This window comes from Streptacidiphilus alkalitolerans (assembly GCF_042511045.1).
Lineage (GTDB): Bacteria > Actinomycetota > Actinomycetes > Streptomycetales > Streptomycetaceae > Streptacidiphilus > Streptacidiphilus alkalitolerans.
In genome coordinates this window covers 1-22,746 of sequence record NZ_JBHEZX010000007.1, presented here as the reverse complement: position 1 = coordinate 22,746, position 22,746 = coordinate 1, and the positions used below count along the sequence as shown (strand labels likewise).

General features: G+C 71.9%; 21 protein-coding genes, 1 rRNA gene and 2 riboswitches. Of the genes, 6 read left to right on the top strand and 16 right to left on the bottom strand.

Annotated elements, in window-relative coordinates:
- Nucleotides 1-54: 54 nt before the first annotated feature.
- Nucleotides 55-426 carry a hypothetical protein gene (locus ACEZDG_RS17370; protein WP_380509901.1) on the top strand — a complete coding sequence of 124 codons (372 nt, stop codon included), beginning with the start codon at nt 55-57 and terminating at the stop codon, nt 424-426.
- A gap of 19 nt (nt 427-445) precedes the next feature.
- Here the strand turns inward: ACEZDG_RS17370 and ACEZDG_RS17365 are convergent, their stop codons facing one another.
- Complete coding sequence (locus ACEZDG_RS17365; RefSeq protein ID WP_380509898.1) at nt 446-1,480, bottom strand: helix-turn-helix transcriptional regulator; 1,035 nt, start codon at nt 1,478-1,480, stop codon at nt 446-448.
- A gap of 92 nt (nt 1,481-1,572) precedes the next feature.
- On the opposite strand from ACEZDG_RS17365, the gene ACEZDG_RS17360 reads away from it, so the two are divergent.
- Both ACEZDG_RS17360 and ACEZDG_RS17355 read left to right on the top strand, forming a co-directional pair.
- Entirely contained in the window at nt 1,573-1,971 is a 399-nt protein-coding gene (locus tag ACEZDG_RS17360; protein ID WP_380509895.1) for a VOC family protein, read from the top strand.
- 96 nt (nt 1,972-2,067) lie between these two features.
- Nucleotides 2,068-2,973: a sigma-70 family RNA polymerase sigma factor gene (locus ACEZDG_RS17355; protein ID WP_380509892.1), complete on the top strand. Its 906-nt coding sequence runs from the start codon at nt 2,068-2,070 to the stop codon at nt 2,971-2,973.
- Nucleotides 2,974-3,016: 43 nt separating this feature from the next.
- On the opposite strand, the gene ACEZDG_RS17350 is transcribed toward ACEZDG_RS17355, so the two are convergent.
- Both ACEZDG_RS17350 and ACEZDG_RS17345 read right to left on the bottom strand, forming a co-directional pair.
- Nucleotides 3,017-3,826: a CPBP family intramembrane glutamic endopeptidase gene (locus ACEZDG_RS17350; RefSeq protein ID WP_380509889.1), complete on the bottom strand. Its 810-nt coding sequence runs from the start codon at nt 3,824-3,826 to the stop codon at nt 3,017-3,019.
- 99 nt (nt 3,827-3,925) lie between these two features.
- Nucleotides 3,926-5,452, bottom strand: a complete 1,527-nt coding sequence (locus ACEZDG_RS17345; RefSeq protein WP_380509886.1) for a glutamate--cysteine ligase — start codon at nt 5,450-5,452, stop codon at nt 3,926-3,928.
- Between the two features lie 420 nt (nt 5,453-5,872).
- On the opposite strand from ACEZDG_RS17345, the gene ACEZDG_RS17340 reads away from it, so the two are divergent.
- Together ACEZDG_RS17340 and ACEZDG_RS17335 are read left to right on the top strand one after the other, a co-directional pair.
- Nucleotides 5,873-6,463, top strand: a complete 591-nt coding sequence (locus ACEZDG_RS17340) for a hypothetical protein (protein ID WP_380509883.1) — start codon at nt 5,873-5,875, stop codon at nt 6,461-6,463.
- Between the two features lie 250 nt (nt 6,464-6,713).
- Nucleotides 6,714-6,905: a DUF5999 family protein gene (locus ACEZDG_RS17335; protein WP_380509880.1), complete on the top strand. Its 192-nt coding sequence runs from the start codon at nt 6,714-6,716 to the stop codon at nt 6,903-6,905.
- An 86-nt stretch (nt 6,906-6,991) separates the two neighbouring features.
- Here ACEZDG_RS17335 and gcvP read toward each other — a convergent pair whose 3' ends face one another.
- Nucleotides 6,992-9,859, bottom strand: a complete 2,868-nt coding sequence (gcvP, locus tag ACEZDG_RS17330) for an aminomethyl-transferring glycine dehydrogenase (RefSeq protein WP_380509878.1) — start codon at nt 9,857-9,859, stop codon at nt 6,992-6,994.
- A gap of 53 nt (nt 9,860-9,912) precedes the next feature.
- Nucleotides 9,913-10,012: riboswitch (glycine riboswitch) on the bottom strand.
- Nucleotides 10,013-10,104, bottom strand: a riboswitch (glycine riboswitch).
- A gap of 152 nt (nt 10,105-10,256) precedes the next feature.
- On the opposite strand from gcvP, the gene ACEZDG_RS17325 reads away from it, so the two are divergent.
- Nucleotides 10,257-11,540 (top strand): PRC and DUF2382 domain-containing protein, encoded by a 1,284-nt coding sequence (locus ACEZDG_RS17325; protein ID WP_380509875.1) that lies wholly within the window; start codon nt 10,257-10,259, stop codon nt 11,538-11,540.
- A 115-nt stretch (nt 11,541-11,655) separates the two neighbouring features.
- Here the strand turns inward: ACEZDG_RS17325 and ACEZDG_RS17320 are convergent, their stop codons facing one another.
- The 12 genes from ACEZDG_RS17320 to rrf form a co-directional block, all read right to left on the bottom strand.
- Nucleotides 11,656-13,134 carry a DNA polymerase IV gene (locus tag ACEZDG_RS17320; RefSeq protein WP_380509872.1) on the bottom strand — a complete coding sequence of 493 codons (1,479 nt, stop codon included), beginning with the start codon at nt 13,132-13,134 and terminating at the stop codon, nt 11,656-11,658.
- Between the two features lie 29 nt (nt 13,135-13,163).
- Nucleotides 13,164-13,913 carry a SanA/YdcF family protein gene (locus ACEZDG_RS17315; RefSeq protein ID WP_380509869.1) on the bottom strand — a complete coding sequence of 250 codons (750 nt, stop codon included), beginning with the start codon at nt 13,911-13,913 and terminating at the stop codon, nt 13,164-13,166.
- A gap of 58 nt (nt 13,914-13,971) precedes the next feature.
- Nucleotides 13,972-14,655, bottom strand: coding sequence for a MerR family transcriptional regulator (locus tag ACEZDG_RS17310; protein WP_380509866.1), 684 nt, complete (start codon nt 14,653-14,655; stop codon nt 13,972-13,974).
- A 211-nt stretch (nt 14,656-14,866) separates the two neighbouring features.
- Nucleotides 14,867-15,340 carry a bifunctional nuclease family protein gene (locus ACEZDG_RS17305; protein ID WP_370149843.1) on the bottom strand — a complete coding sequence of 158 codons (474 nt, stop codon included), beginning with the start codon at nt 15,338-15,340 and terminating at the stop codon, nt 14,867-14,869.
- A gap of 47 nt (nt 15,341-15,387) precedes the next feature.
- Entirely contained in the window at nt 15,388-16,140 is a 753-nt protein-coding gene (gene ftsR / locus ACEZDG_RS17300) for a transcriptional regulator FtsR (RefSeq protein ID WP_380509863.1), read from the bottom strand.
- 18 nt (nt 16,141-16,158) lie between these two features.
- Entirely contained in the window at nt 16,159-16,683 is a 525-nt protein-coding gene (locus tag ACEZDG_RS17295; protein WP_380509860.1) for an FHA domain-containing protein, read from the bottom strand.
- Nucleotides 16,684-17,092: 409 nt separating this feature from the next.
- Nucleotides 17,093-17,899 carry a DUF881 domain-containing protein gene (locus ACEZDG_RS17290; protein WP_380509857.1) on the bottom strand — a complete coding sequence of 269 codons (807 nt, stop codon included), beginning with the start codon at nt 17,897-17,899 and terminating at the stop codon, nt 17,093-17,095.
- 42 nt (nt 17,900-17,941) lie between these two features.
- Nucleotides 17,942-18,274, bottom strand: coding sequence for a small basic family protein (locus ACEZDG_RS17285; RefSeq protein WP_380509854.1), 333 nt, complete (start codon nt 18,272-18,274; stop codon nt 17,942-17,944).
- Complete coding sequence (locus ACEZDG_RS17280; protein ID WP_380509851.1) at nt 18,271-19,170, bottom strand: DUF881 domain-containing protein; 900 nt, start codon at nt 19,168-19,170, stop codon at nt 18,271-18,273. Before ACEZDG_RS17280 ends, ACEZDG_RS17285 begins: the two co-directional genes overlap by 4 nt.
- Before the next feature lie 150 nt (nt 19,171-19,320).
- Nucleotides 19,321-21,819 (bottom strand): sugar phosphate nucleotidyltransferase, encoded by a 2,499-nt coding sequence (locus ACEZDG_RS17275; protein WP_380509849.1) that lies wholly within the window; start codon nt 21,817-21,819, stop codon nt 19,321-19,323.
- Nucleotides 21,820-21,913: 94 nt separating this feature from the next.
- Complete coding sequence (locus tag ACEZDG_RS17270; protein WP_380509846.1) at nt 21,914-22,522, bottom strand: CDP-alcohol phosphatidyltransferase family protein; 609 nt, start codon at nt 22,520-22,522, stop codon at nt 21,914-21,916.
- 144 nt (nt 22,523-22,666) lie between these two features.
- Nucleotides 22,667-22,746, bottom strand: a 5S ribosomal RNA gene (rrf, locus tag ACEZDG_RS17265); the annotation flags it as partial.

The following is a 22,746-nucleotide window of genomic DNA, read 5'->3' as shown; positions in this document are numbered from 1 at the left end:
CACCCTAGGCGCGCGGATGATCGAACGCGTCTCGGGTGGGCTTGGGGGAGCAACGTGCGGTGGCGGATTGCGCTGTGGACACTGCTGGTGGAGGTCGTCGGCCTCGCAGCCGGCCTGGCCTTTCCGGGGTGGATCCTGCTGCTGCTGTCGTCCGGGTGCTTCAGCCCTGGCCAGTCGGATCGGACCGAACCGCAGAGTTTTGACCCCGCGCTGGCCATCGGCGGGGTGGCACTGGCCTGTGTCGCGGTGATCAGCGCCGTGATGGCCCTGAAGCTGCTCTTCGCCGGCGAGCGTGGCGAGACGGGGCGCGTCCGCCGGCTGCAGGCCCAGTTGTCGGTGCAGTTGGGGCTGGCCCTCACCATCGTCGCGCTGATGACGGTCCTCCATGACCCGCACCGGATCGACCAGTGCTACCCCGGGCGCTGACAGGATCGCGGCGGGGCGGTCAGCGCCGGTGGGCAGCCGCGGTGAGTCGGTCGGCGAGCACGATGACCAGGGCGCGGAGTTCGTCCGGTCGCTCGATGGTGAAGGGGCGGTCGAGCGACGCGAGGAGCGGGGGCAGCCAGTCGAGCCGTTCCGCCCGGATCTCTACGCGGTACCAGCGCTCGGACTGCGCAGCCCCGGCCCCGGACGGGAGTTCCTGCACGCTCGCGATCGAGGCGGGGAGCCGGGCGCGGATCTGTTCGACCGTTCCGTGGATCCGCAGGGTCACTTCGTGCCGGTATGGGGCTGTGGCCAGCCCTGACAGGACCCGCTGGGCCGGATCGACCCCGACGGGCGGGTCGAAGGAACCGGGCAGGGTTCGCGCGTCGGCGATGCGGTCCAGCCGGAAGGTCCGGTCCTGGCCGGTCCCCGAGCCAACCGCCGGCTCGGCCCCCGAACCGACCCCCTCGCCGGCCCCCGGGTCGGCGCCGGTGACGTACCAGCGGCCCTCGTGGGTGACGATGCCGTACGGGTGCAGCGTGCGTTCGCTGCGTCGGCCGTCGCGCGAGGTGTAGCGGATCAGGACCGGACGGTGCCGACGTACCGCATCGGCGAGGGTGAGCAGGATCCCGGTCTCCGGGGTGGCGAACTCGCCCGCCGGGGCGGTGAAGGCGAGGGATTCGAGGACGGTGTCGAGCTGCCGGGCGAGCCGCTCGGGCAGCACCCGGCGGATCTTGGCCGCCGCGGTCTCGCTGGCCGCACCCGCCGAGGTCAGCAGCCCGGCCCGACGGCCGGCCACGAGGCCGAGCAGCACGGCGAGCGCCTCGTCGTCATTGAGCATCAGCGGGGGCAGGCGGTAGCCGGGGGCGAGCCGGTAGCCGCCGTAGCGGCCACGCACCGACTCGACCGGGACGTCGAGGTCGACCAGGTGGTCCACGTACCGGCGCACGGTGCGTCCGTCGACGCCGAGCCGGTCGGCGAGTTCGGCCACCGTCCGGATGCCGCCGGACTGCAGCAGTTCCAGGAGGGTCAGCACGCGGCCGGTCGGTCGAGCCATGCTCCGAGCCTAACCCGAATACCGGACCGTTTCTGTCCGGTATCTGCTCTAGCCTGCGAGATGTACCAGCTCAACGGCCCAAGGAGAGCACCATGAACCTCGTCTCGATCCGCGTCATCACCGACGACATCACCCGCCTGGTCGGCTTCTACGAGCGGGTGACCGGGGTGCCGGCGGACTGGTCCACCGAGGACTTCGCCGAGGTCCGCACCCCCGGCGGCACCCTGGCCATCGGCAGCACCCGCACCGTCGGGCTGTTCGCGCCCGGTGCCGCCCGGCCGGCCGACAACCACACCGCGATCATCGAGTTCCTCGTCGACGACGTGGACGCCGTCCGCGAGAACCTGTCCGGATTCGTCGCCGACTTCGTCACCGAGCCCACCACCATGCCCTGGGGCAACCGGTCGCTGCTGTTCCGCGACCCCGACGGCAACCTGGTCAACTTCTTCACCCCGGTCACCCCGGCCGCCGTCGAGAAGTTCGCCCGCTGACGTTCTCGCCCGCCGGACACGGTCGTCACATCTGCGGGCTTTCGCGGGTCTACTTCCCAGGAGACCGGAGACCCTTCGACCGAGGAATGTGACCCGATGGACGAGCGCGTATGGCTGACCGAGCGGTTCGAGGAGCACCGGGCCCGGCTGCGAGCGGTGGCCTACCGGATGCTCGGCTCGGCGGCTGAGGCCGACGACGCCGTCCAGGAGGCGTGGCTGCGGCTCAGCCGCGCCGACACCAGCGGGGTGGAGAACCTCACCGGGTGGTTGACCACGGTAGTGGCCCGGGTGTCGCTGAACATGCTGCGCACCCGCGCGTCCCGGCGCGAGGACCCGCTCGACCTCGGCCCGTACGCCCCCGACCCGGTCACCGGCCACGGGGCCGCCGACCGTCCGAACGGGGGCGACCCCGAGCAGGAAGCGCTGCTCGCCGACTCGGTCGGACTGGCCCTGCTGGTGGTGCTGGACATGCTGACCCCGGCCGAGCGGCTGGCCTTTGTGCTGCACGACATGTTCGCCGTGCCGTTCGACGAGATCGGCCCGATGATCGAGCGGTCCCCGACCGCGGCCAGACAGCTCGCCAGCCGCGCCCGCCGCCGGGTGAAGGGCGGCGTCCCGGCGTCCGGCGCCGATCTGGGCCGCCAGCGCCGGGTCGTGGACGCCTTTGTGGCCGCCTCCCGCGGCGGGGACTTCGACGCGCTGGTGGCGCTGCTCGACCCGGACGTGGTGCTCCGGGCCGACCGCGCGGCCGGCCCCACCCCCGAGCCGGTGGTGCTGCACGGCGCCCGGAACGTGGCCGGGGGCGCGTCCGCCGCCTCCGAGCGGGTCAGGTTCACCCAGCCCGCGCTGGTCGACGGGGCGGTCGGGCTGGTGATGGCCCCGCTCGGAAAGCTGTTCCTGGTGCTCGCCTTCACCATCACCGACGACAGGATCACCGAGATCGACGTGATCGCCGACCCGGACCGGCTGCGCGGGCTCGACCTGGCCGTCCTCGACGCCTGACCGCGGTCGGCCATGGCGGGGGTCGGGTCGCGACGGGGGTCGGTCAGGTCGGCAGCCAGCTGACGTGGCCGGCCAGCAGCACGTAGCCGACGAAGGCCACCGTGTCGATCAGGGTGTGCGCGATGGCCAGCGGAGCGACCCGGCGCCAGCGGCGGTAGAGCAGGCAGAAGATCAGGCCCATCACCACGTTGCCGACGAACCCGCCGACGCCCTGGTAGAGGTGGTACGAGCCGCGCAGCAGCGCGCTGGTCGCCATCGCCGCAGGCCAGGACCAGCCCAGCTGGTCCAGCCTGCGGAGCAGGTAGCCGACCACGATGACCTCCTCGACCACCGCGTTCTGCGCGGCCGAGAGGACCAGGACCGGGATCCGCCACCAGACGTCCGGCAGCGAGCTGGGCACCACGGTGAGGCTGACCCCGGCCGCGTGCGCGCCCAGGTAGAGCATCAGGCCGGAGCCGCCGATGGCCGCCGCGATCAGGAAGCCCTTGCCGAAGTCGTTCAGACGGCGGGTCAGGTCGAAACCCAGCGCCCGCAGCGAGGATCCCTCGCGGAGCAGCAGATGGGCCACCAGGAACACCGGCACCAGCGCCGTGGCGATGCCGAACAGCTGCCAGCTCAGGTCCAGCCAGGGCCGTCCGGGCGCCAGCGAGCCGTTGAGCTGGGCGGTCTGCGAACTGAGCTTCGCGGGCGCGGTGAGCGAGCCGATGAAGCTGATCAGCGCGCTGAGGGCGTTGGCCCCGAGGGACAGGGCGAGGACCAGGAGGAGCTCCTGGCCGAGCAGCCGCCGGGTGAGCTTCGCCGGGGCCAGGAGGGGCAGGTCGGTGCTGCTGGGACTGCTGGTACTGCTGCTCACGGTGGCTTCTCCCACACGACGATCGATTCGGCCGATCATCGCACAGCCCCCTGTGCCGCGAGCCCCAGCGCACCGCGGAAGTCAGCCGGCCCGCCGGTGTCAGCGGACCGGCCAGGTGTGGACGGGCGCGCCGTCCCGCATCAGCTCCATGTAACGCCGGGTCATCCCCTGCAGCGCCGCTCGCCGGTCCAGCCCGAGCCGGTCCCGCAGGTCGTGGAAGACCGCGCTCTGCCAGGACGCCCCGTTGCTGTTGCGGACGCAGCGCTGCTCGATGATGCCCAGGTAGTGGTCCCGGTCGACCGGCTCCACCCCCCAGGCGTCCAGTCCGGCACGGGCCAGCGGCAGCAGTTCCTCGAGCACCAGCTCCCGCGCCGGGACCCGGGAGACCCCGCCGCCGGAGCGCACCGCGGGTCCGCGCGCCCCGAAGCGTCCGGCCCGGGGCCACCACAGCTCGGTGTCCAGGCCGTACCGCGCCGCCAGGTGGAAGTTCTCCGCGGCGAGCGCGAACGGCAGCCGGTTCCAGACCGGACGGGCCTGGTCGGCCAGGGCGCGGACCAGGCCGTAGTAGAAGGCGGCGTTGGCGAGGGTGTCGACCACGGTCGGGCCGGCCGGCAGGGCGCGGTTCTCCACCCGCAGGTGCGGCACCCCGTCCGTGACGTCGTAGACCGGGCGGTTCCAGCGGTAGATGGTGCCGTTGTGCAGCTTGAGCTCGCGCAGCGTCGGTATCCCCCCGGCCGCCAGCACCTTCATCGGGTCCTCGTCGTCGCAGATCGGCAGCAGCGAGGGGAAGTAGCGCAGGTTCTCCTCGAACAGGTCGGTCACCGAGTCGATCCAGCGCTCGCCGAACCAGGTGATCGGCCGGACCCCCTGGGCCTTCAGCTCGGCCGGGCGGGTGTCGCAGGCCTGCTCGAACAGGATCGGACGGGTCTCCCGCCACAGCTCGTGCCCGAACAGGAAGGGCGAGTTCGCGCCCAGGGCGAGTTGCGGCCCGGTCAGCGCCTGGGCGGCGTTCCAGACCGCGGCGAAGCGTCCCGGCGTCACCTGGAGGTGCAGTTGCAGCGAGGTGCAGGCGGCCTCGGGGACGATGGACGCCGCGTCGAACCTGAGCCGCTCCACCCCCTCGATGTCGAGGACCATGTCCTCCCCGCGCGCCGCCAGAATCTGGTCGTTGAGCAGCCGGTAGCGAGCGCCCTCGGAGAGGTTGTCCAGCACGGCGTGCTCGCCGGCCAGCGTCGGCAGGATGCCGACGGTGACGATCCTCGCGCCGACCTCGGCGGCCTTGCGGTCGGCGTAGCGGAGCCCGGTGTCGATCTCCTCGCGCAAGGTCTCCAGCACCCGGCCGCCGAGCCGGTGCGGTGCGATGTTGACCTCGATGTTGAACCGGCCCAGCTCGGTCTGGAAGTCACCGCTGGCGATCGAGTCCAGCACCTCCTGGTTGAGCATCGCGGGATGCCCTTCCTCGTCGGCCAGGTTGAGTTCGATCTCCAGGCCCATCAGCGCCCTGGGGCTGTCGAAGCGCCGCTCGGCCAGCATGGCTTCGAGTGCTTCCTGGCACTGCCTGAGCTTTCTGCGGTAGAGCTGGCGGTCCGCCAGATCGGAGCTCCCGGCAGCGACCTTCTCCCCCATGGGCCATGTCCTCCTCGGTCGACCGCGTCCCTGCCCCACCGTGCCTGTGCGTGGGCATCATGCCCAGCCGCCGAGATCGATAGCCCGCCGCGGTGGCATGTGCCAACTCGGCCTTGCGTACACAATCGTTCCCGAAGGCCACTTGCAGTCGCACACGCTGGGTAGTAGAAGAGTCACGGCGCGCATCCGTTCGTATAGACTCACCCTCACGGGTAGGAGTTGCACCGGGCCACCCGCAAGGGCCCTGATCGACCGGCACCCCTACGTCTACGTCACGTACGCATGTACGGCACCAAAGCCTGTGAACCACAGCATGTGAGCAGCCACCGGTCACCGGCGCTCGCCCCGTCGGCGGCTCCTCGGCACGTTCCCGCACCGCCTGTCTCTGCCCCGAGAGGCGAACCCCCTATGTCGCTGACGATGCCCCAGCCCCCCGCCGCCGCCCTGCGCGCCGTGATCGGCGCGCTCGACTCCCCGAACGCCGTACGCGCGGTCCGCACCGCGGGCATGCGGCGCAGGACCGGTGTGCTCACCCCGGCGCACCCGCTCCCGGTCCACATGTTCGCCCCGGCGCCGGCCGGGCTGCCGACCGCCGGCGCCTCGGCGCCCACGGCGCTGGCCGGCGCCCGGCGCACCGGCTGGCGCTTCCTGATCCGCGACGGGGAGGAGATCGTCGCCGCCGCCGACACCCGGGAGACCGCGGAGGGCCAGACCTTCTCGCACTTCGCCGAGGGGCCCTACCCGCTGGCCACGCTGCGTGCGCTGCAGCAGGCCAAGCAGCACACCGCGGGGTCACCCACCGTGTACCTGCCGCGACTGCTTTCGGTCCCGGGGCACTACATGACCGCGCTCTGGCTGCACCCCGTGCTCGACCCGTCACACAGCGCCGACCTGCTGATTCCGCTGGCCCCCGCGCCGCTCGGGATCACCTCGCACCTTCCGCACGACGCGGACGAGCTGCTGTCGCTGCTCCCGCTCGGTGACGGACAGTTGCTGACTGCTACTCACTGAGCGGCATCACCCGAAGTGACCATGCCGGGCATGGTCACTTCGTCATGCCCTGACAGAAAGGTGGGGCCCGAACGGGTGGTCTGTACAAGAGAGTGGTGACGCATGTCACCAAACTGCTGCGGAAGCGTCCCCATCGGTCGACACTGGGAACCAGCGCGGGCGGCCTCTGCCTCTACCCCAGAAGCAGGCGGTTCACACCTCCGAGGCGGACCGCGCGGTGATCTGCAACTCTGAATCGAGGGTACGAGCTATGTGCCAGCACCGTCCTGAGTGCCCGTCGGCCGACTCCACCGACCGCGAAGCCGCTGTCGTCGTGGCGAGCCACCCCGAACAGGGCTGGAGCCTGCTCTGCAACGGCATCCTGCTGTTCGAGGACACCGGAGAGATCCTCCCCGACGGTCGGGTGATCGCCCCGAACCGCACCCTGGTCCACGCGGCCTGAGCAACGGCCACCCCAGCGGAGGGGCCGCCACCGAACGCTCCGGTGGCGGCCCCTTCTCCTTGTGCCGAACAGCTTGTGCGGAACAACTACGCGTCGTAGTCCGACAGCGGCGGGCAGGAGCAGACCAGGTTGCGGTCGCCGTAGGCCCCGTCGATCCGGCGCACCGGCGGCCAGTACTTCTCCGCCGGGTTCACCCCGGCCGGGAACACCGCCTCGGCCCGGCTGTACGGGTGCTCCCACTCCCCGGCCAGCAGCGCGGCCGTGTGCGGGGCGTTGCTCAGCGGGTTGTCGGCGGCCGGCCACTCGCCCGCGCCGACCCGGTCGATCTCGCCGCGGATGGCGATCATCGCCTCGCAGAAGCGGTCGATCTCGCCCAGGTCCTCGCTCTCGGTGGGCTCGATCATCAGCGTGCCGGCCACCGGGAACGACATGGTCGGCGCGTGGAAGCCGTAGTCGATCAGGCGCTTGGCCACGTCGTCCACGCTGACCCCCGCCGACTTGGCCAGCGGACGCAGGTCGATGATGCACTCGTGCGCGACCAGTCCGGCCGGGCCGGTGTAGAGCACCGGGTAGTACGGCGCGAGCCGCTTGGCGATGTAGTTGGCACTGAGCACCGCGACCTGGGTGGCCCGCTTCAGCCCCTCGCCGCCCATCAGCCGGACGTACGACCAGGAGATCGGCAGGATCGCGGCCGAGCCCCAGGGCGCGGCCGAGATCGGACCGACGCCGGTGGCAGGTCCGGCCGAGGGCTGCAGCGGGTGGTTCGGCAGGTACGGCGCGAGGTGCGCCCGCACCGCGACCGGGCCGACGCCGGGGCCGCCGCCGCCGTGCGGGATGCAGAAGGTCTTGTGCAGGTTCAGGTGCGACACGTCGCCGCCGAACTCGCCCGGCTTGGCCAGGCCGACCATGGCGTTGAGGTTGGCGCCGTCCACGTAGACCTGGCCGCCGGCCGCGTGCACGGTGGCGCAGATGTCGGCGATGTTCTCCTCGAACACACCGTGGGTGGACGGGTAGGTGACCATCAGCACCGACAGCCGGTCCCGGTGCTGCTCGATCTTGGCGTGCAGGTCCTCGATGTCCACGTCGCCGTCGACCAGGGTCTTCACCACCACGACCCGCATCCCGGCCATCACCGCGCTCGCGGCATTGGTGCCGTGCGCGGAGGAGGGGATCAGGCAGACGTCGCGCTCGGCGTCCCCGTTGGCGTGGTGGTAGGCGCGGACCGCGAGCAGCCCGGCCAGCTCGCCCTGCGAACCGGCGTTGGGCTGGAGGCTGACCTTGTCGTAGCCGGTGAGCTCGGCGAGCCGGTCCTCCAGCTCGTGGATCAGGGTCAGGTACCCGGCCGCCTGCTGCTCCGGCGCGAAGGGGTGCATCCCGGCGAACTCCGGCCAGGTGATCGCCTCCATCTCGGTGGTCGCGTTGAGCTTCATGGTGCAGGAGCCGAGCGGGATCATGCCCCGGTCCAGCGCGTAGTCCTTGTCGGCGAGCTTGCGCAGGTAGCGCAGCATCGCGGTCTCGGAGCGGTGTGCGTGGAACACCGGGTGGGCCAGGTAGTCGTCGGCGCGGCGCAGCGGCTCGGGCAGCGCCTCGCCCGCCGCCGCGTCCAGCGCCTCCAGGTCGCCGTGCGGGACGCCGAAGGCGGTCCAGACCGAGGCCAGGTCGGCCCCGGTGGTGGTCTCGTCGCAGGAGATCCCGACCAGGTCGGCGTCGACCAGACGCAGGTTGACGCCGGTCAGCCGGGCCGCGTCGACCACCTCGGCGGCGCGTCCGGGCACCCGTGCGGTCACCGTGTCGAAGAAGGAGCCGTGGACGACCTCCACGCCGCCCGCGCGCAGCCCCTCGGCCAGTACCGAGGCGTAGCGGTGGGTGCGGACGGCGATCGCCCGCAGCCCGTCCGGGCCGTGGTAGACCGCGTACATGGACGCCATCACCGCGAGCAGCACCTGCGCGGTGCAGATGTTGCTGGTGGCCTTCTCCCGGCGGATGTGCTGCTCACGGGTCTGCAGCGCCAGCCGGTAGGCCCGGTTGCCGTCGGCGTCCACCGAGACGCCGACCAGCCGGCCCGGCAGGCTGCGGGCGTACTCGGCGCGGACGGACATGTAGCCGGCGTGCGGTCCGCCGAAGCCCATCGGGACGCCGAAGCGCTGGGTGGTGCCGATCGCGATGTCCGCACCGAGCGAGCCGGGGGACGCGAGCAGGGTCAGCGCCAGCAGGTCGGCGGCGACGGCGACGATCGCGCCCAGGCCGTGCGCCTGCTCGATCACCGGCCCGAGGTCGCGGACCGCGCCGGACGCACCCGGGTACTGCAGCAGCACGCCGAAGACCCCGCGCTCGGCCAGCTCGGCCGGGATGCCCCGGCTGAGGTCGGCGACCACGGTCTCGACGCCGGCCGGCACCGCGCGGGTCTCGATCACCGCGACGGTCTGCGGCAGGGCGTCGGCGTCGATCACGAACACCCCGCCCTTGACCTTGCCGACCCGGCGGGCCAGCGCGACGGCCTCGGCCGCGGCGGTGCCCTCGTCCAGCAGCGAGGCGCCGGAGGTGGGCAGCCCGGTCAGGTCGGAGACCACGGTCTGGAAGTTGATCAGCGCCTCGAGCCGGCCCTGCGAGATCTCCGGCTGGTACGGCGTGTAGGCGGTGTACCAGGAGGAGTTCTCCAGCACATTGCGGAGGATCACCGGCGGGGTGAAGGTCCCGTGGTAGCCGAGCCCGATCATCGGGCGCAGCACCTGGTTGCGTCCGGCCAGCTCGCGCAGCTCGGCCAGCACCTCCGCCTCCGAACGGGCGTCGGGCAGGTCCAGGGCCTCCAGGCTGCGGATCGCGGCCGGGACGGCGGCGGCGGTCAGTTCGTCCAGGCTGCTGTAGCCGACCTGGGCCAGCATCTTCGCCTGGGAGTCGGCGTCGGGGCCGATATGCCGTCGCTCGAAGAGCTCGGAGTCGAAGGGGGAAGTCATGGCGGGGGAGCCTCCTGGTCGGACCCGGGTGGCACAGTGGGCGTGCCGGGACGACCTCCCCCTCTGTCATGGAACCTGAGAGCTTCACCGGCCGGAGCCGGTTTTCACCGTCGGTGAGGATCCGCCTGCACGGAGCCTGCTTTCCAGAGTGACCTCGCGCGCGCGGTACGGATGCCTGAGAGATTCCGGGGAGGAGTTGCTCCTTCGGCGCCGCAGCAGCGCACGGACTCTCCCGCGCACGCTCGACCGGTCACCGCCAAGACTATCAGCGCGTCCCGATCCCCCACTCGAACGGCCCAGCGACACACCCCGCACGGCCCCCGGCGCTCGACAAATCGATCTTTGTGCCTTTTCGTATGAGTTGACCATCTATGCGTCGTGAGGAGTGGATCGAGCCGTGCAGACCGATATCGACCCCAGGGACCTGATCGGCCACAAGGCCGTGGACCGCAACGGCGACAAGATCGGCACGGTGGACGAGGTGTACCTCGACGACGCCACCGGCCGCCCCGAGTGGGCGGCCGTCCGTACCGGGCTGTTCGGCCGCGACGCCTTCGTCCCGCTGACCAGCAGTGAGTTCATCAGCGACGAACTGCGGGTGCCCTTTGAGAAGTCCCAGGTGAAGGACTCCCCCGACTTCGGCGTGGGCCAGCACCTCTCGCCCGAGCAGGAGCTCCAGCTCTACCGCTACTACGGCCTCGACGTCCCGCACGGCGCCGACAGCGGCTCGGGGACGGCGGCGGCTGCCGCCAGGGCGGCCGACCGGAGCAGCTCCCCGGCCGAGACCACCGCCGCCCAGCCGACCGTGGCGGCGCCCGCGGCGGCGACGGTGGCGGGAACGGCGGCGGTGACCTCCGCAGCGGTGGCCACGGGCACCGGCAGCACCCCGATCGCTCCCCCGGCCCCGGCGGCGCCCGCCGCCAAGACCGCCGACACCAGCCGGACCGCGGCCTTCATGGCGCCCGCGACCCAGACCTCCGCGCCGAGCGCGCCGACCGTTGCCCAGGGCGCCCCGGCCGCGGCAGCCGCCGCGGCAACGACCGCGCCGTCGCTGGCCAAGGCCACCCCGCGTCCCGACCCGCTGACCGACCCCCTCAACGACCCGCTCACCGGGCCGCTTCCCGGCACCGCCGCCACCGCGCCCGCGCCGACGCCGAGCCAGGAGCAGCCGATCGGCGACCCCGGCCGGACCGGGGTCCCCGAGCCGATCGAGTTCGTCTGCCGCGAGGAGCGCCTGGACATCTCCACCGAGTGGCGCGTCCTCGGCCGGGCCCGGCTGCGCAAGTACGTGACGGCCGAGCAGGTCGAGCGCCGGGTGCCGGTGATCCGCGAGCGGATCCGGGTCGAGCGGGTCCCGGTCGGCGCGGAGGAGCGCGCCCAGCTGACGGACCAGGCCATCGCCGAGAGCATGGAAGAGGTCACCCTGCACGAGCAGCGGGTGGTGGTCCGCAAGGCGGTCGTGCCGGTGGAGCGGATCCGCCTGGTGACCGAGCGCTTCACCGAGGAGGAGGTCATCAGGGACGAGCTGCACCGGGAGCACATCCAGGTCCAGGACAGCACCCGGCCCACCGGCCCGACCCCGGTCCCCGGCAGCGGCCAGCCGTCCCAGTCGGCCCCCTCGGCCGCGCCGTCCACCCCGCCGTCCCGCCCCGACCTCCCGGGCCACGCCATCGGCGCCTAGGGTCTGTCCGGCCGTGTGCTGGGCGCGCAGTTCCCCGCGCCCCTGGCGGACTGCAACCGGCTCAGTTGCAGACGTTCAGGAGCGCGGGGAACTGCGCGCCCAGCCAGTTACGGCGTCAGGCCCCGCCCCGGGCGCGGGCGATCGTCGGCGGGTCGGCCGGTTCCAACGCCGGGTCGTCCACGGAAAAAGTGCGGACCCGGCCCGGCTCGGCCCAGGGCAGTTCGAAGCGCACGGTCACCCGGCCCACCCCGCTGCCTTGCACCCAGCCGGCCCCGTGCTCGGCGTGCCGGACGTCCTGGCCCGGCCACCACCGCCGCCCGGGCGTGCCACTGCTGCCGGGGTGGAACGCCCGCGGCCCGTCCGGCCCCCCGTACGCCGCCTCCTCGGCCTGGCCGTCCACGGCGACACCGGCGTCCTCCGCAAGCGCGGCCTCCGCTTCCCCCTCCGCCTCGGCGGCGAGCTCGGCGAAAGCCTCCTCCTCGGCCTCGCGCAGGGCCTGGGCCTGGGCGAACAGGTCCTCCTGGGTGAAGTCGGCAAGCCCGGACACACCCACCCCCAACAGCCGTACACCACCCGTCAGTTCGACCTGTTCCAGCAGCCGCCGGGCCATCGCGGCGATCACCAGCGGGTCGTCGGTCGGGGCCGGCAGCGTCTCCGAGCGGGTCAGCGTGGAGAAGTCGAACCGGCGCACCTTGATCACCACGGTCCTCCCCGACCTCCCCGCCGCCCGCAGCCGCCGTACGCAGCGCTCGGAGAGCCGGTCCAGCTCGCCTCTGATCCGCTCCCGGTCGGCCAGGTCGACCTCGAAGGTGTCCTCCACCGAGACCGACTTGGCGTCCCGCTCGGCCACCACCGCCCGCTCGTCCACGCCCAGCGCCAGGGCGTGCACCCCGGCCCCGTGCGCCCGGCCCAGCAGCCGCACCAGCTCGTCCTCGGAGGTGGCGGCCACCTGGGAGACCCGGGTGATCCCGAACCGGCGCAGCGTCTCCGCCGTGGCCGGGCCGACCCCGGGCAGTGCCCGGACCGGCAGCGGGTCGAGTATCTCGCGCTCCCGGCCCGGTTCGATCAGCACCAGGCCGTCCGGCTTGGCCTGCTCGGAGGCGATCTTGGCGAGGAACTTGGTCCCGGACAGGCCGACCGAGGCGGTCAACCCGACCTCGGTCAGGATGTCCGACCGCAGGTCCTCGGCCAGTGCCCGGACCAGCGCCGCCCCGGCCACCGGGCCGCCCTCGCGCAGCAGTTCGCCGTAGGGGCCGGCCTCCAGGTCCACGAAGGCCTCGTCCAGGCTGAGCGGCTCCACCAGCGGGGACAGTTCCCGGAGCAGGCCCATCACAAAGTCGCTGACCTGCCGGTAGAGCTCGAACCTGGGGACCAGGAAGGCGGCGTTGGGGCAGCGGCGCCGCGCCTGCGCCATCGGCATCGCCGAGTGCACCCCGAAGACCCGCGCCTCGTAGGAGGCCGTGGCGACCACCCCGCGCCCGCCCAGACCGCCCACGACCACGGCCTTTCCGCGCAGGCTCGGCTTGGACGCCTGCTCCACCGAGGCGAAGAAGGCGTCCATGTCGAGGTGGAGGATCGACGGCAGGTCCCGCATGCCCCGATCATCGCGCACGGCACCGACAATCAGCCGGTGGCGCCCAGCCTGGCCAGCGTGTTCACCCTGGGTCCGAGCAGGTGCGGGTCCGGGGTGAACAGCACCTGCAGCGCCGCCTCCCCCGCCGCCGGCAGCTCCCGCACCCCGCCGTAGTACCAGGTGGCGTCGTGCGGCTCGTCCACGCCGACCCCGTAGGAGTCGATCCCGGCCGCCTCGCACAGGGCGACCGCCCGGCGGATGTGGAAGCCCTGGCTGACCAGGATCGCCCGGTCCACCCCGAAGATCCGGTGCGCCCTGGTGCAGGAGTCCCAGGTGTCGAACCCGGCGTAGTCCCGCACGATCCGGTCCGCGGGCACCCCGTGCCCGAGCAGGTAGCTGCGCATGGCGTCGGGCTCGTCGTAGCCGACGTGCCCGTTGTCCCCGGTGACCAGCAGCGCCCGCACCTTCCCGGCCCGGTAGAGCGCCAGACCGGCGTCCAGCCGCCCGGCCAGGTACGGGGACGGCCTGCCGTCCACCAGGCCGGCGCCGAAGACCACCGCCACCGGGGCGCTCGGGGCGCTGGCCACGGTCCGCAGCCGGCCGGTCTCGGCGGCGTAGAGCCAGGCCGGCGGCAGCGACACCAGCACGGTCAGCACCACCCCGGCCTGGAACGCCCGGCGCTGCCCGCGGCGGGTGCGCAGCGCGGCGGCCCGGCGCCTGGTCCACCTCCCCGGCGCGCCCCGCAGCCTGCCCGGCACCCGTCCGATACCCCGCACCGTCCGGCGCAGCAACGCCGTCATCCCGGCCCCCTCGTCCTCGGAGCCGCATCCTGGGGCTCTGACGACTGCGGACGCCGATTCAGCCCGCGCGGTTGCGCCGACGTGCGAGTTCGTCGGCGGGGTCGAAGCCGACCAGGGTCTCGCCGGTGTCCACCCGCTCCCCGTGCAGCCGTCCGAGGGCCGCCTCCAGCTCCCGCCAGACGGCGCCCAGCGAGATGCCGAAGACCCCCTGGCCGCCCTGCAGCAGCTCCACCAGCTGGTCCGGGGAGGTGCACTGGTAGACCGAGGCGCCGTCGCTCATCAGCGTGATCCCGGACAGGTCCGCGTCACCGCAGGCGCGGAGGTGGACCACGGTCGCCCGGATGCTCTGCAGCGAGACCCCGGCGTCCAGCAGCCGCTTGACCACCTTCAGCAGCAGCACGTCGGTGAACCCGTAGAGCCGCTGGGTGCCGGATCCCTGGGCCGCCCGCACGGTGGGCTCGACCAGTCCGGTCCTGGCCCAGTAGTCCAACTGGCGGTAGGTGATCGCGGCCGCCGCGCAGGCGGTGGGGCCGCGGTAGCCGATCAGCTCCGGGTCCGCCTCGGGCTCGCCGTGGAGCTCCGGGATGGTCTCGTCAGGGCCGGGGCCGACCTGGCCCGGCACCACCGGGGGGACCGCCTCCCAGCCGATCCGGGCCGGTCTGGCCGCTCTCCGCGGGCCCCGAAGCCCGGGGTGGATCGGGCAGGAGCCACCTGCGGCCGTGCTGTCGCCGGTGCTGCTCACGCGGCCCTCCGTCCACTCGTCTCACGGAAGCGTCGCTTGAAGTGGCGGGGTGGCGCACTCCGGACGTCCACACCCGACGTTAGGCAGTTGCCAGAGGCGCGTCAACGATCGCCACGCTCGGCATGGCGGGTGATGTCAGCCTGACGAGTGGTTTAGCGTGCCCTGCCAGGGGGTACCCGGTGTCGGATGGGCTCGGCCCACGGAGCAGCGGCTACTGATTGCTGCTGCCGAAGTCCTCCGGGGAGATCTGGTCCAGGAACTCCCGGAACCGCTCGACCTCGTCCTCCTGCTCGTCCGGGATGGCGATCCCGGCCTCGTCGAGCACCCCGTCACTGCCGTAGATCGGCGCACCCGTCCGCAGCGCCAGCGCTATGGCGTCGGAGGGCCTGGCGCTCACCTCCACGCCGCTGGCGAAGACCAGCTCGGCGTAGAAGACGCCCTCCCGCAGATCGGTGATCCGGACCTCGGTGAGCTGCTGCCCGACCGCCTCCAGGACGTTCCGGAAGAGGTCGTGCGTGAGCGGCCGGACCGGGGTCATGCCCTGCTGGGCGAAGGCGATCGCGGTGGCCTCCCCCGGACCGATCCAGATGGGGAGGTAGCGGTCGCCGCCGACTTCGCGCAAGAGCACGATCGGCTGGTTCGACGGCATCTCCACCCTGACACCCACGACGTCTAGCTCGTTCACACCCGCAACCCTAGGGCGCTGGGCCGGGATACTCCAGTTCTCACGGCTCAGACTCCCGGACGGGCGCGCAGGCCGGCCTGCACCAGCGCCGCGTGCAGCCGCACCGAGAGAGTCGCCAGCTCGCGCGCGAGCGCCGCCGCGTGGGCCCGGGTCTGCGGATTGCGGTGCCGCCGCAGCGGCGCGACGATCTGCTCCACCAGGCCGACCTCCCGGTCCGCGGCGGCCTTCACCGCACGCAGGTGCCGGGGCTCGAGGCCGAACCGGCCCAGCTCCGCGACCAGCCGGGCGACCTGCAGCATCTCCGGGTCGAAGCCGCCGTCGGGGGTCGCCGCGACCAGCCCGTAGGACTCCCAGTCGGCGAGCTGCTGCTCGGCCACCCCGGCCGCCGCCAGCAGCTCGGCCCGGCCCAGCCGCGGGCCGGGGACGAAGGCCTCGCGGGCGGCCGGCCCGGCCGGTTCCAGCTCGGAGGCCGTCTGGTGCTCGGCGCCCGGCAGCGCGGGGGGCGCCTCGCCGGCGTCCATGGCGTCCAGGTGCTCCCTGATCACCCGCAGCGGCAGGTAGTGGTCGCGCTGCATCCGCAGCACGTACCCGAGCCTGGAGACGTCCTCGCGGCTGAACTTCCGGTAGCCGGAGGGGGTCCGCTGCGGCTCGACGAGTCGCTCCGCCTCCAGGAAGCGAATCTTGGAGATGGTCACCTCGGGGAACTCGTCCCGCAGGACCCCGAGTACCGCACCGATGCTGAGCAGTTGCCTGCCCGCCTCGACAGAACCGGCCTCGAAACTGCCGTTGTCGCCCTGCACAGGACCACCCTCCGTTTGTCAGTACCCCCTGCGGCTTTCGAAGAACACCAGCCGGTACTTGCCGATCTGGACCTCGTCGCCGGTGCTCAGCGGGACCTCGTCGATGCGCTCGCGGTTGACGTAGGTGCCGTTCAGGCTGCCGACGTCGGCGACGCCGAAGCCGGTGGGCGTGCGCCGGAACTCGACGTGCCGCCGGGACACGGTGATGTCGTCCAGGAAGATGTCGCTCTCCGGGTGGCGCCCGGCGGTGGTCAGCTCGGTGTCCAGCAGGAACCTGCTGCCCGAGTTGGGACCGCGCCGGACCACCAGCAGTGCCGAGCCCGGGGGCAGGGCGTCCACGGCGGCCTGGGCCTCCGGCGAGATCGCCGGGGTGACCTGGGTCTCCACGTTCGGGTCGTAGGCCTCGATGCCGGAGATCGAGATGGTCGAGGTCTGCTCCGAGGGCCGCTCCGCCTGGCCGTGCGCGCGCAGCGGCGCGCCGCAGTGCGAGCAGAATCGGCTGGCCTCGGGATTGCTGCTCCCGCACCGGGTGCACACCGCCATGCCTGCGGCCTCCTGTCGCGGATAGGGGTCGGTTCCGAACCCTCCACCTGAGGTTGAGGGTACTGCCTCGGGTGCTATGGGTCCCGCACCCCCGCCCTCGGCGTGTCGCGGGTCCTCCCGGTACAGCGGGCGGTCCTGCGCGGTCGCGAAGGTCTCGGTGTCGCCGGCCCCGCGCATTCCGGGCACCTGCTGGCCCTGCTGCCCCCAAGGCTCCTCGTCCGCCCTGCGGTGGCGGGCGGTGGGAGCCTCGACGGCACCCTGCGGGGACTTCCGACCGAACAGCTTCGAGAACAGACTCACGGACGATTCCCCTTGCGTGAACACGAGCCTGCCCGGAGGCAGGGTGAAGCCATCATGGACGATAGTTGAGAACTGCGGTCGACGGGACCGTCTGCGGCCCGGCGCCCGGTCACGGCTGCGCCGAGTGAGCGTAGTCAGGCGTGGTCAGCGGGATCAAGGCGGTCACCGCCAAGGACTTCTGCTGGGACACCGTGGCCGAGGCCTTGAGCTGGCGCACCGACTGCACCACCCCGCCGGGAATCCCCAGCGCGGTGTCCAGGTCGTGCGAGTTGCCGATCACGGTGAAGCGGTAGGGCTGCGCGACCCTCTTGCCGCTGATCGACACCGAGCCGGACGCGGCGTCGGAGAACCAGGTGCCGGCCACCACCCGCACATCGTTGATCTCCACCGCCTCCGCCCCCGCCGCGCGCAACTCCTCCAGCGTGTTGAGCAGCATATCGGCCTGCACCTTGCCGCCGGGATCCTCGATGGTCAGCACGATGCCGGGCCCGGTCGCCGCCACCGTCCCGGCCAGCACGCCGAGCTGCTGCTCCTTGTCGCGGGTCTGGATCTGCGCCTCCTTGGCCTGCTGCGAGCTGTTCTGCAGGGTGGACAGGGACTGCTGCAGCTGCTGCCGCTCGCTGTCGAGCCGCTGCTGCCGGGCGTCGACCTCGTCCAGCACCCGGACCAGGTCCTCCTGCCGCGCGCCGCGCAGCTGGGTGTCGGAGTTGGTGGAGCGCACCTGGATCGCCAGACCGAGCCCCAGCGAGAACAGCAGCAGCGCGACCACCAGCTGCGCCCGGGACACCCGCGGCGGCCACAGCGCGGCGCCCAGCCGCTGGCGGCCGGACTGCCGCACACCCCCCGGCGTGCCTCCCGCCGCTTCCCGGTCCTGCCCCACCTGCTGCTCCCGCCGCTCCCGACCTGCGCCGATCATCCTGCCATCCGTCCCGCCCGGCCCGAGCACCGGGTGCACCGGCTAGGCACGGAACACATGGCGCCGGATCGCGGCGGCGTTGGAGAAGATCCGGATGCCCAGCACCACGACCACACCGGTCGACAGCTGCGAGCCCACGCCGAGCTGGTCCCCGAGGAACACGATCAGCGCCGCCACCACCACGTTGGAGAGGAAGGAGACGACGAAGACCTTGTCGTCGAAGATGCCGTCGAGCATCGCCCTGATCCCCCCGAAGACCGCGTCCAGCGCCGCCACGATGGCGATCGGCAGATACGGCACCATCGAGGCGGGAATGCCCGGCTGGACCACCAGCCCGACGACGACCCCGACAACGAGGCCAAGTACGGCGATCACGGTGTTGCTCCTCCCCTGCCGGCCGGCACCGCGTACAGCAGGCTGCCCCTGGCAGCCGCCGGCAGGTCGACTCGGTCCTCTGCGGTCATGCGGTACTGAATGCCATAGTCGATCTTGAGCTGGTTCAGGTAGACCCCGCCGTCGACGTCCTGCTGGAACCCGCTCACCAGCGGGCCGCCGCCGATCGCCAGCACCGTGTAGGGCAGCACCAGCGGACGGTTGTCGACGAGTATCGCGTCGCCGGCCGCCCTGATCGCGGACAGCGAGGTGAGCCGCTGCCCGTTGATCGCGACGCCCTCGGCGCCGGAGCGCCAGAGCGCGTCCACCACCAGCTGGACGTCGCGGTCCCTGACCCGGCCGGCGTTGCCGAAGCCCGAGGCGGTCCGCGGATCGGTCCCGCCCCCGGTGTCGGCCGCCGCCGCGTCGTCCAGGACGATCTTCAGCCCCGGACCGCGCGCCGCGCCGAGCCCGGTCACCAGCTGCAGCTGCTCCAGCTGCGCCGAACCGGCCGACCCCGACTGCTGCCCCAGCTGCTTGATCTGGCTCCGCAGGCTGTCGACCTCCCGCTGCACCGCGTCGGCGTTCGCCCGGGCCGTGCCGACCCGCTGCACCAGCTCCTGCCGCTCCTGCGCGGCCACCGGCGCGGACGCCCTGACCTGCACCGCGCCGATGGTGAGCACCAGCGCCGGCAGCATCAGACCGGCCGCCAGCGCGAGCCTGCCGCGCAGCGAGGTCGGCATCCGGCTGGTCCCGTACCGGCCCCGGCTGCGCGCCGCCTCGGCGTAGCCCTCGTCGAGGCTGTGCTCCATGACACTGGTCAGCAGCGACATGGACGCGTCGGGCCGCGCGTAGCGCGCCGCCCGTTCCGCCCCATCGTCCTCACCGGTGTCCGACATGGGCCACATCGTCGCACGTCGGATCACGATCCCCGACGCAACTCGCGTCCCACGGGACGAACCCGGGACCGGATCGTGACAAAACGATCCAGCCCCGGGACGGGCCCAACAGCCTTGCCGCGCACGCCGAACGCACCCGGCGGGCAGGCCCTAGGAGTGGTCGGTGGCCTCGACCACCGCGCCCCACTCGTCCAGCAGCGCCTGGGTGGAGGCGTCGTCGGGGCCCTCGGCCCACAGGTGGGTGACCGCCTCGGCCGGGTCCGGGACCACCATGGTCCAGCGCCCGTCCGGCTCCACCACCCGCACGCCGTCGGTGGTGTCGACGTCCCTGGTTCCGGCCGCCTCGACCACCGAGCGCATCACCATGCCCTTGGCCGACCAGGGGGTGGCCAGGTCGCGGCGGTGCACATGCGCCTTGGGGATGCGCGCGTCGATCTGGCTCAGCGTCAGCTGCGTCCGCGCCACCAGGCCGACCAGGCGGACGAAGGCCGCCGCGCCGTCGAAGATCCCGCTGAACTCGGGGATGACATAGCGTCCGCGCCCGTCACCGCCGAAGATCGTGCCGTCCGCCGAGGCCGCCCGGGTCAGGTCGTCGGGCGAGGTCGTGGTCCACAGCACCTGGGTGCCGTGGTACGCCGCGACCTGCTCGGCGATCCTGGTGGTGGTGACCGGCAGGGCCACCTTGCCGCTGCGGCCCTCGGCCGCCACCAGGTCCAGGAACACCAGCAGCGCCCGGTCGTCCTCGATCAGATGGCCGCGCTCGTCGACGAAGGAGACCCGCTCCCCCACCGGGTCGAAGCGCACCCCGAAGGCCGCCCTGGACGAGGCCACCAGCTCGCCGAGCCGGACCAGCCCGGCCCTGCGCTCCTCCGAGGTCTCGGTCGGCCGCGCCTCGTCCATGCCCTGGTTGACGGTCAGCGCCTCGATCCCGAGCCGGCCCAGGATGCTGGGCAGAACCAGGCCCGCGCTGCCGTGCGCGGCGTCGATGACCACCTTGAGGGCCGCCTCCGGCACCCCGCTGGTGTCGATGGCCCGCAGCAGGGTGCCCGCATAGGAGTCGAACACGCTGCTGGGGAAGGTCAGGTCGCCGATCTCACCGGGGAAGGCCCTGCGGTACTCCTGGCGTCCGTAGACCCGGTCCAGCTTGCGCTGCCCGGCCTGCGAGAGGTCCGCCCCGCGCTCGTCGAAGAACAGGATGTCGAGCGAGTCCGGCACCCCCGGGGTGGTCCGCAGCATGATCCCGCCGGCGCTGCCTCGCGCGGTCTGCTGCCGCGCCACCGGCATCGGCACGTTCTCCAGGTCGCGCACGTCGATCGCACTGGCCTGCAGCGCCGAGATCATGGCCCGCTTCAGCGCACGGGCGCCACGCGAGTGGTCACGGGCGATGGTGACCGTCGCGCCCTTCTTCAGTGTGGTGGCGTAGGCGCCGGCCAGCCGCACCGCGAGCTCGGGGGTGATCTCCACATTGATGATCCCGGAGACGCCGCGCGCCCCGAACAGGTGCTCCTGGCCGCGGGACTCCCAGATGACCGAGGTGTTCACCACGGCCCCGGCCTCGATCGTCTTGAACGGGTACACGCGGACGTGGCCCGCGATGATCGACTCCTCCTCGATCAGGCACTCGTCCCCGATCACCGCCCCGTCGTCGATCCGCGCCGCCCGCATCACATCGGTGTTCTTGCCGATGACGCAGCCGCGCAGATTGCTCTGCGGCCCGATGTAGACGTTGTCGTGGATGATCGCCCGGTGCAGGAACGCCCCGCGCTTCACCACCACATTCCTGCCCAGCACCGTATTCTCGCGCAGTTCCACGCCGGCCTCGACCTTGGCGTAGTCCCCTACATACAGCGGGCCCCGCAGGATCGCCTCGGGGTCCACCTCCGCGCCCTCGGCGACCCAGACCCCCGGTGAGATCTCGAAGCCGTCGATGTCGACGTCGACCTTGCCCTCCAGGACGTCGGCCTGCGCCTTCATATAGCTCTCGTGCGTGCCCACGTCCTCCCAGTAGCCCTCGGCGACGAAGCCGTAGATCGGCTTGCCCTCCTTGAGCAACTGCGGAAAGACGTCACCGGACCAGTCCACGGAGGTGTCGGCCGCCACATAGTCGAAGACCTCGGGCTCCATCACATAGATCCCGGTGTTCACCGTGTCCGAGAAGACCTGGCCCCAGGTCGGCTTCTCCAGGAAGCGCTCGACCCGGCCCTCGTCGTCCACGATGGTGATCCCGAACTCCAGCGGATTCGGCACCCGGGTCAGGCAGACCGTCACCAGGGCGCCCTTGGAGCGGTGGAACTCCATCAGCTCGGTGAGGTCGAAGTCCGTCAGCGCATCACCGGAGATGACCAGGAACGAGTCGTCCTTGAGCGCGTCCTCTGCGTTCTTGACACTTCCCGCGGTACCGAGCGGGGTCTCCTCGTTCGCATAGGTGAGCGTCATTCCAAGCTCTTCACCGTCCCCGAAGTAGTTCCGGACCAGCGAGGCGAGAAACTGTACGGTCACCACGGTCTCGGTCAGCCCATGACGCTTCAGCAGACGGAGCACATGTTCCATGATCGGACGGTTCACGACCGGAAGCAGGGGCTTGGGCATACTCGAGGTCATAGGGCGGAGGCGCGTGCCCTCGCCTCCGGCCATCACAACGGCCTTCATGTCGGGTGGTTCCTCCTTGTGGCCTTGGTGGACGTGACTGACTCACATCCTCCGACGGACCCTCGGACGGGACACCCGCACCGGGGCATCCGGGTCAGTCGGCCGCGGCACCCGCCCGGACCAGCCGTCGGGTCTGAACCGCGTACAGGATCCCTGCCCACCAATAGAGGGTTGTACCCCACCAAACGAACGCCCATCCGATGATGAATGCCACACTTCCGAGCCAGTCATGCCTCGTAGTGAGCAGAAGTAGCGGAAAGGCGTACATCAGATTGAAGGTGGCCGCCTTGCCGAGGAAATTCACCTCGGGCGGACCATAGCCGTGCTTCCGCAGGATCGGCAGCAGAGACGCGATGAACGCCTCGCGCCCCAACAGCAGCACGGTCAGCCACCAGGGCATGATCTGGCGCCAGGTCAGCCCGACAATGGTCGACAGCACGAACAGGCGGTCCGCCAACGGATCGAGCAACTGCCCGAGCCTGCTGATCTGACCCCACCTACGAGCGAGCTTCCCGTCGAGGTAGTCGCTCACCCCGCTGGCCATCAGGATCAGGATGGCCCACCCGTCATTGTGCGGCCCCCCGAACACCGGCCACAGCACCAGCCAGAGGAACACGGGCACACCAACGAGCCGAGCCATGCTCAGCACGTTGGGGATGGTGAGCACGCGGTCGGTCTGGACTCGCGTCTCCTGAACCTCCACCCGAGGGCCTCCTGGAACGAACGGACGATGTACCGCGACTTTACCTTCCCCACAGCCCACCGCCTCGCGCCGGCCGCCCGGCTCCTGGCCCGGAACGCAGCGAAGCCCCCTGACGTGTTGTCAGGGGGCTTCGCTGGAATGGTTGTTCGGCGGCGTCCTACTCTCCCACAGGGTCCCCCCTGCAGTACCATCGGCGCTGTGAGGCTTAGCTTCCGGGTTCGGGA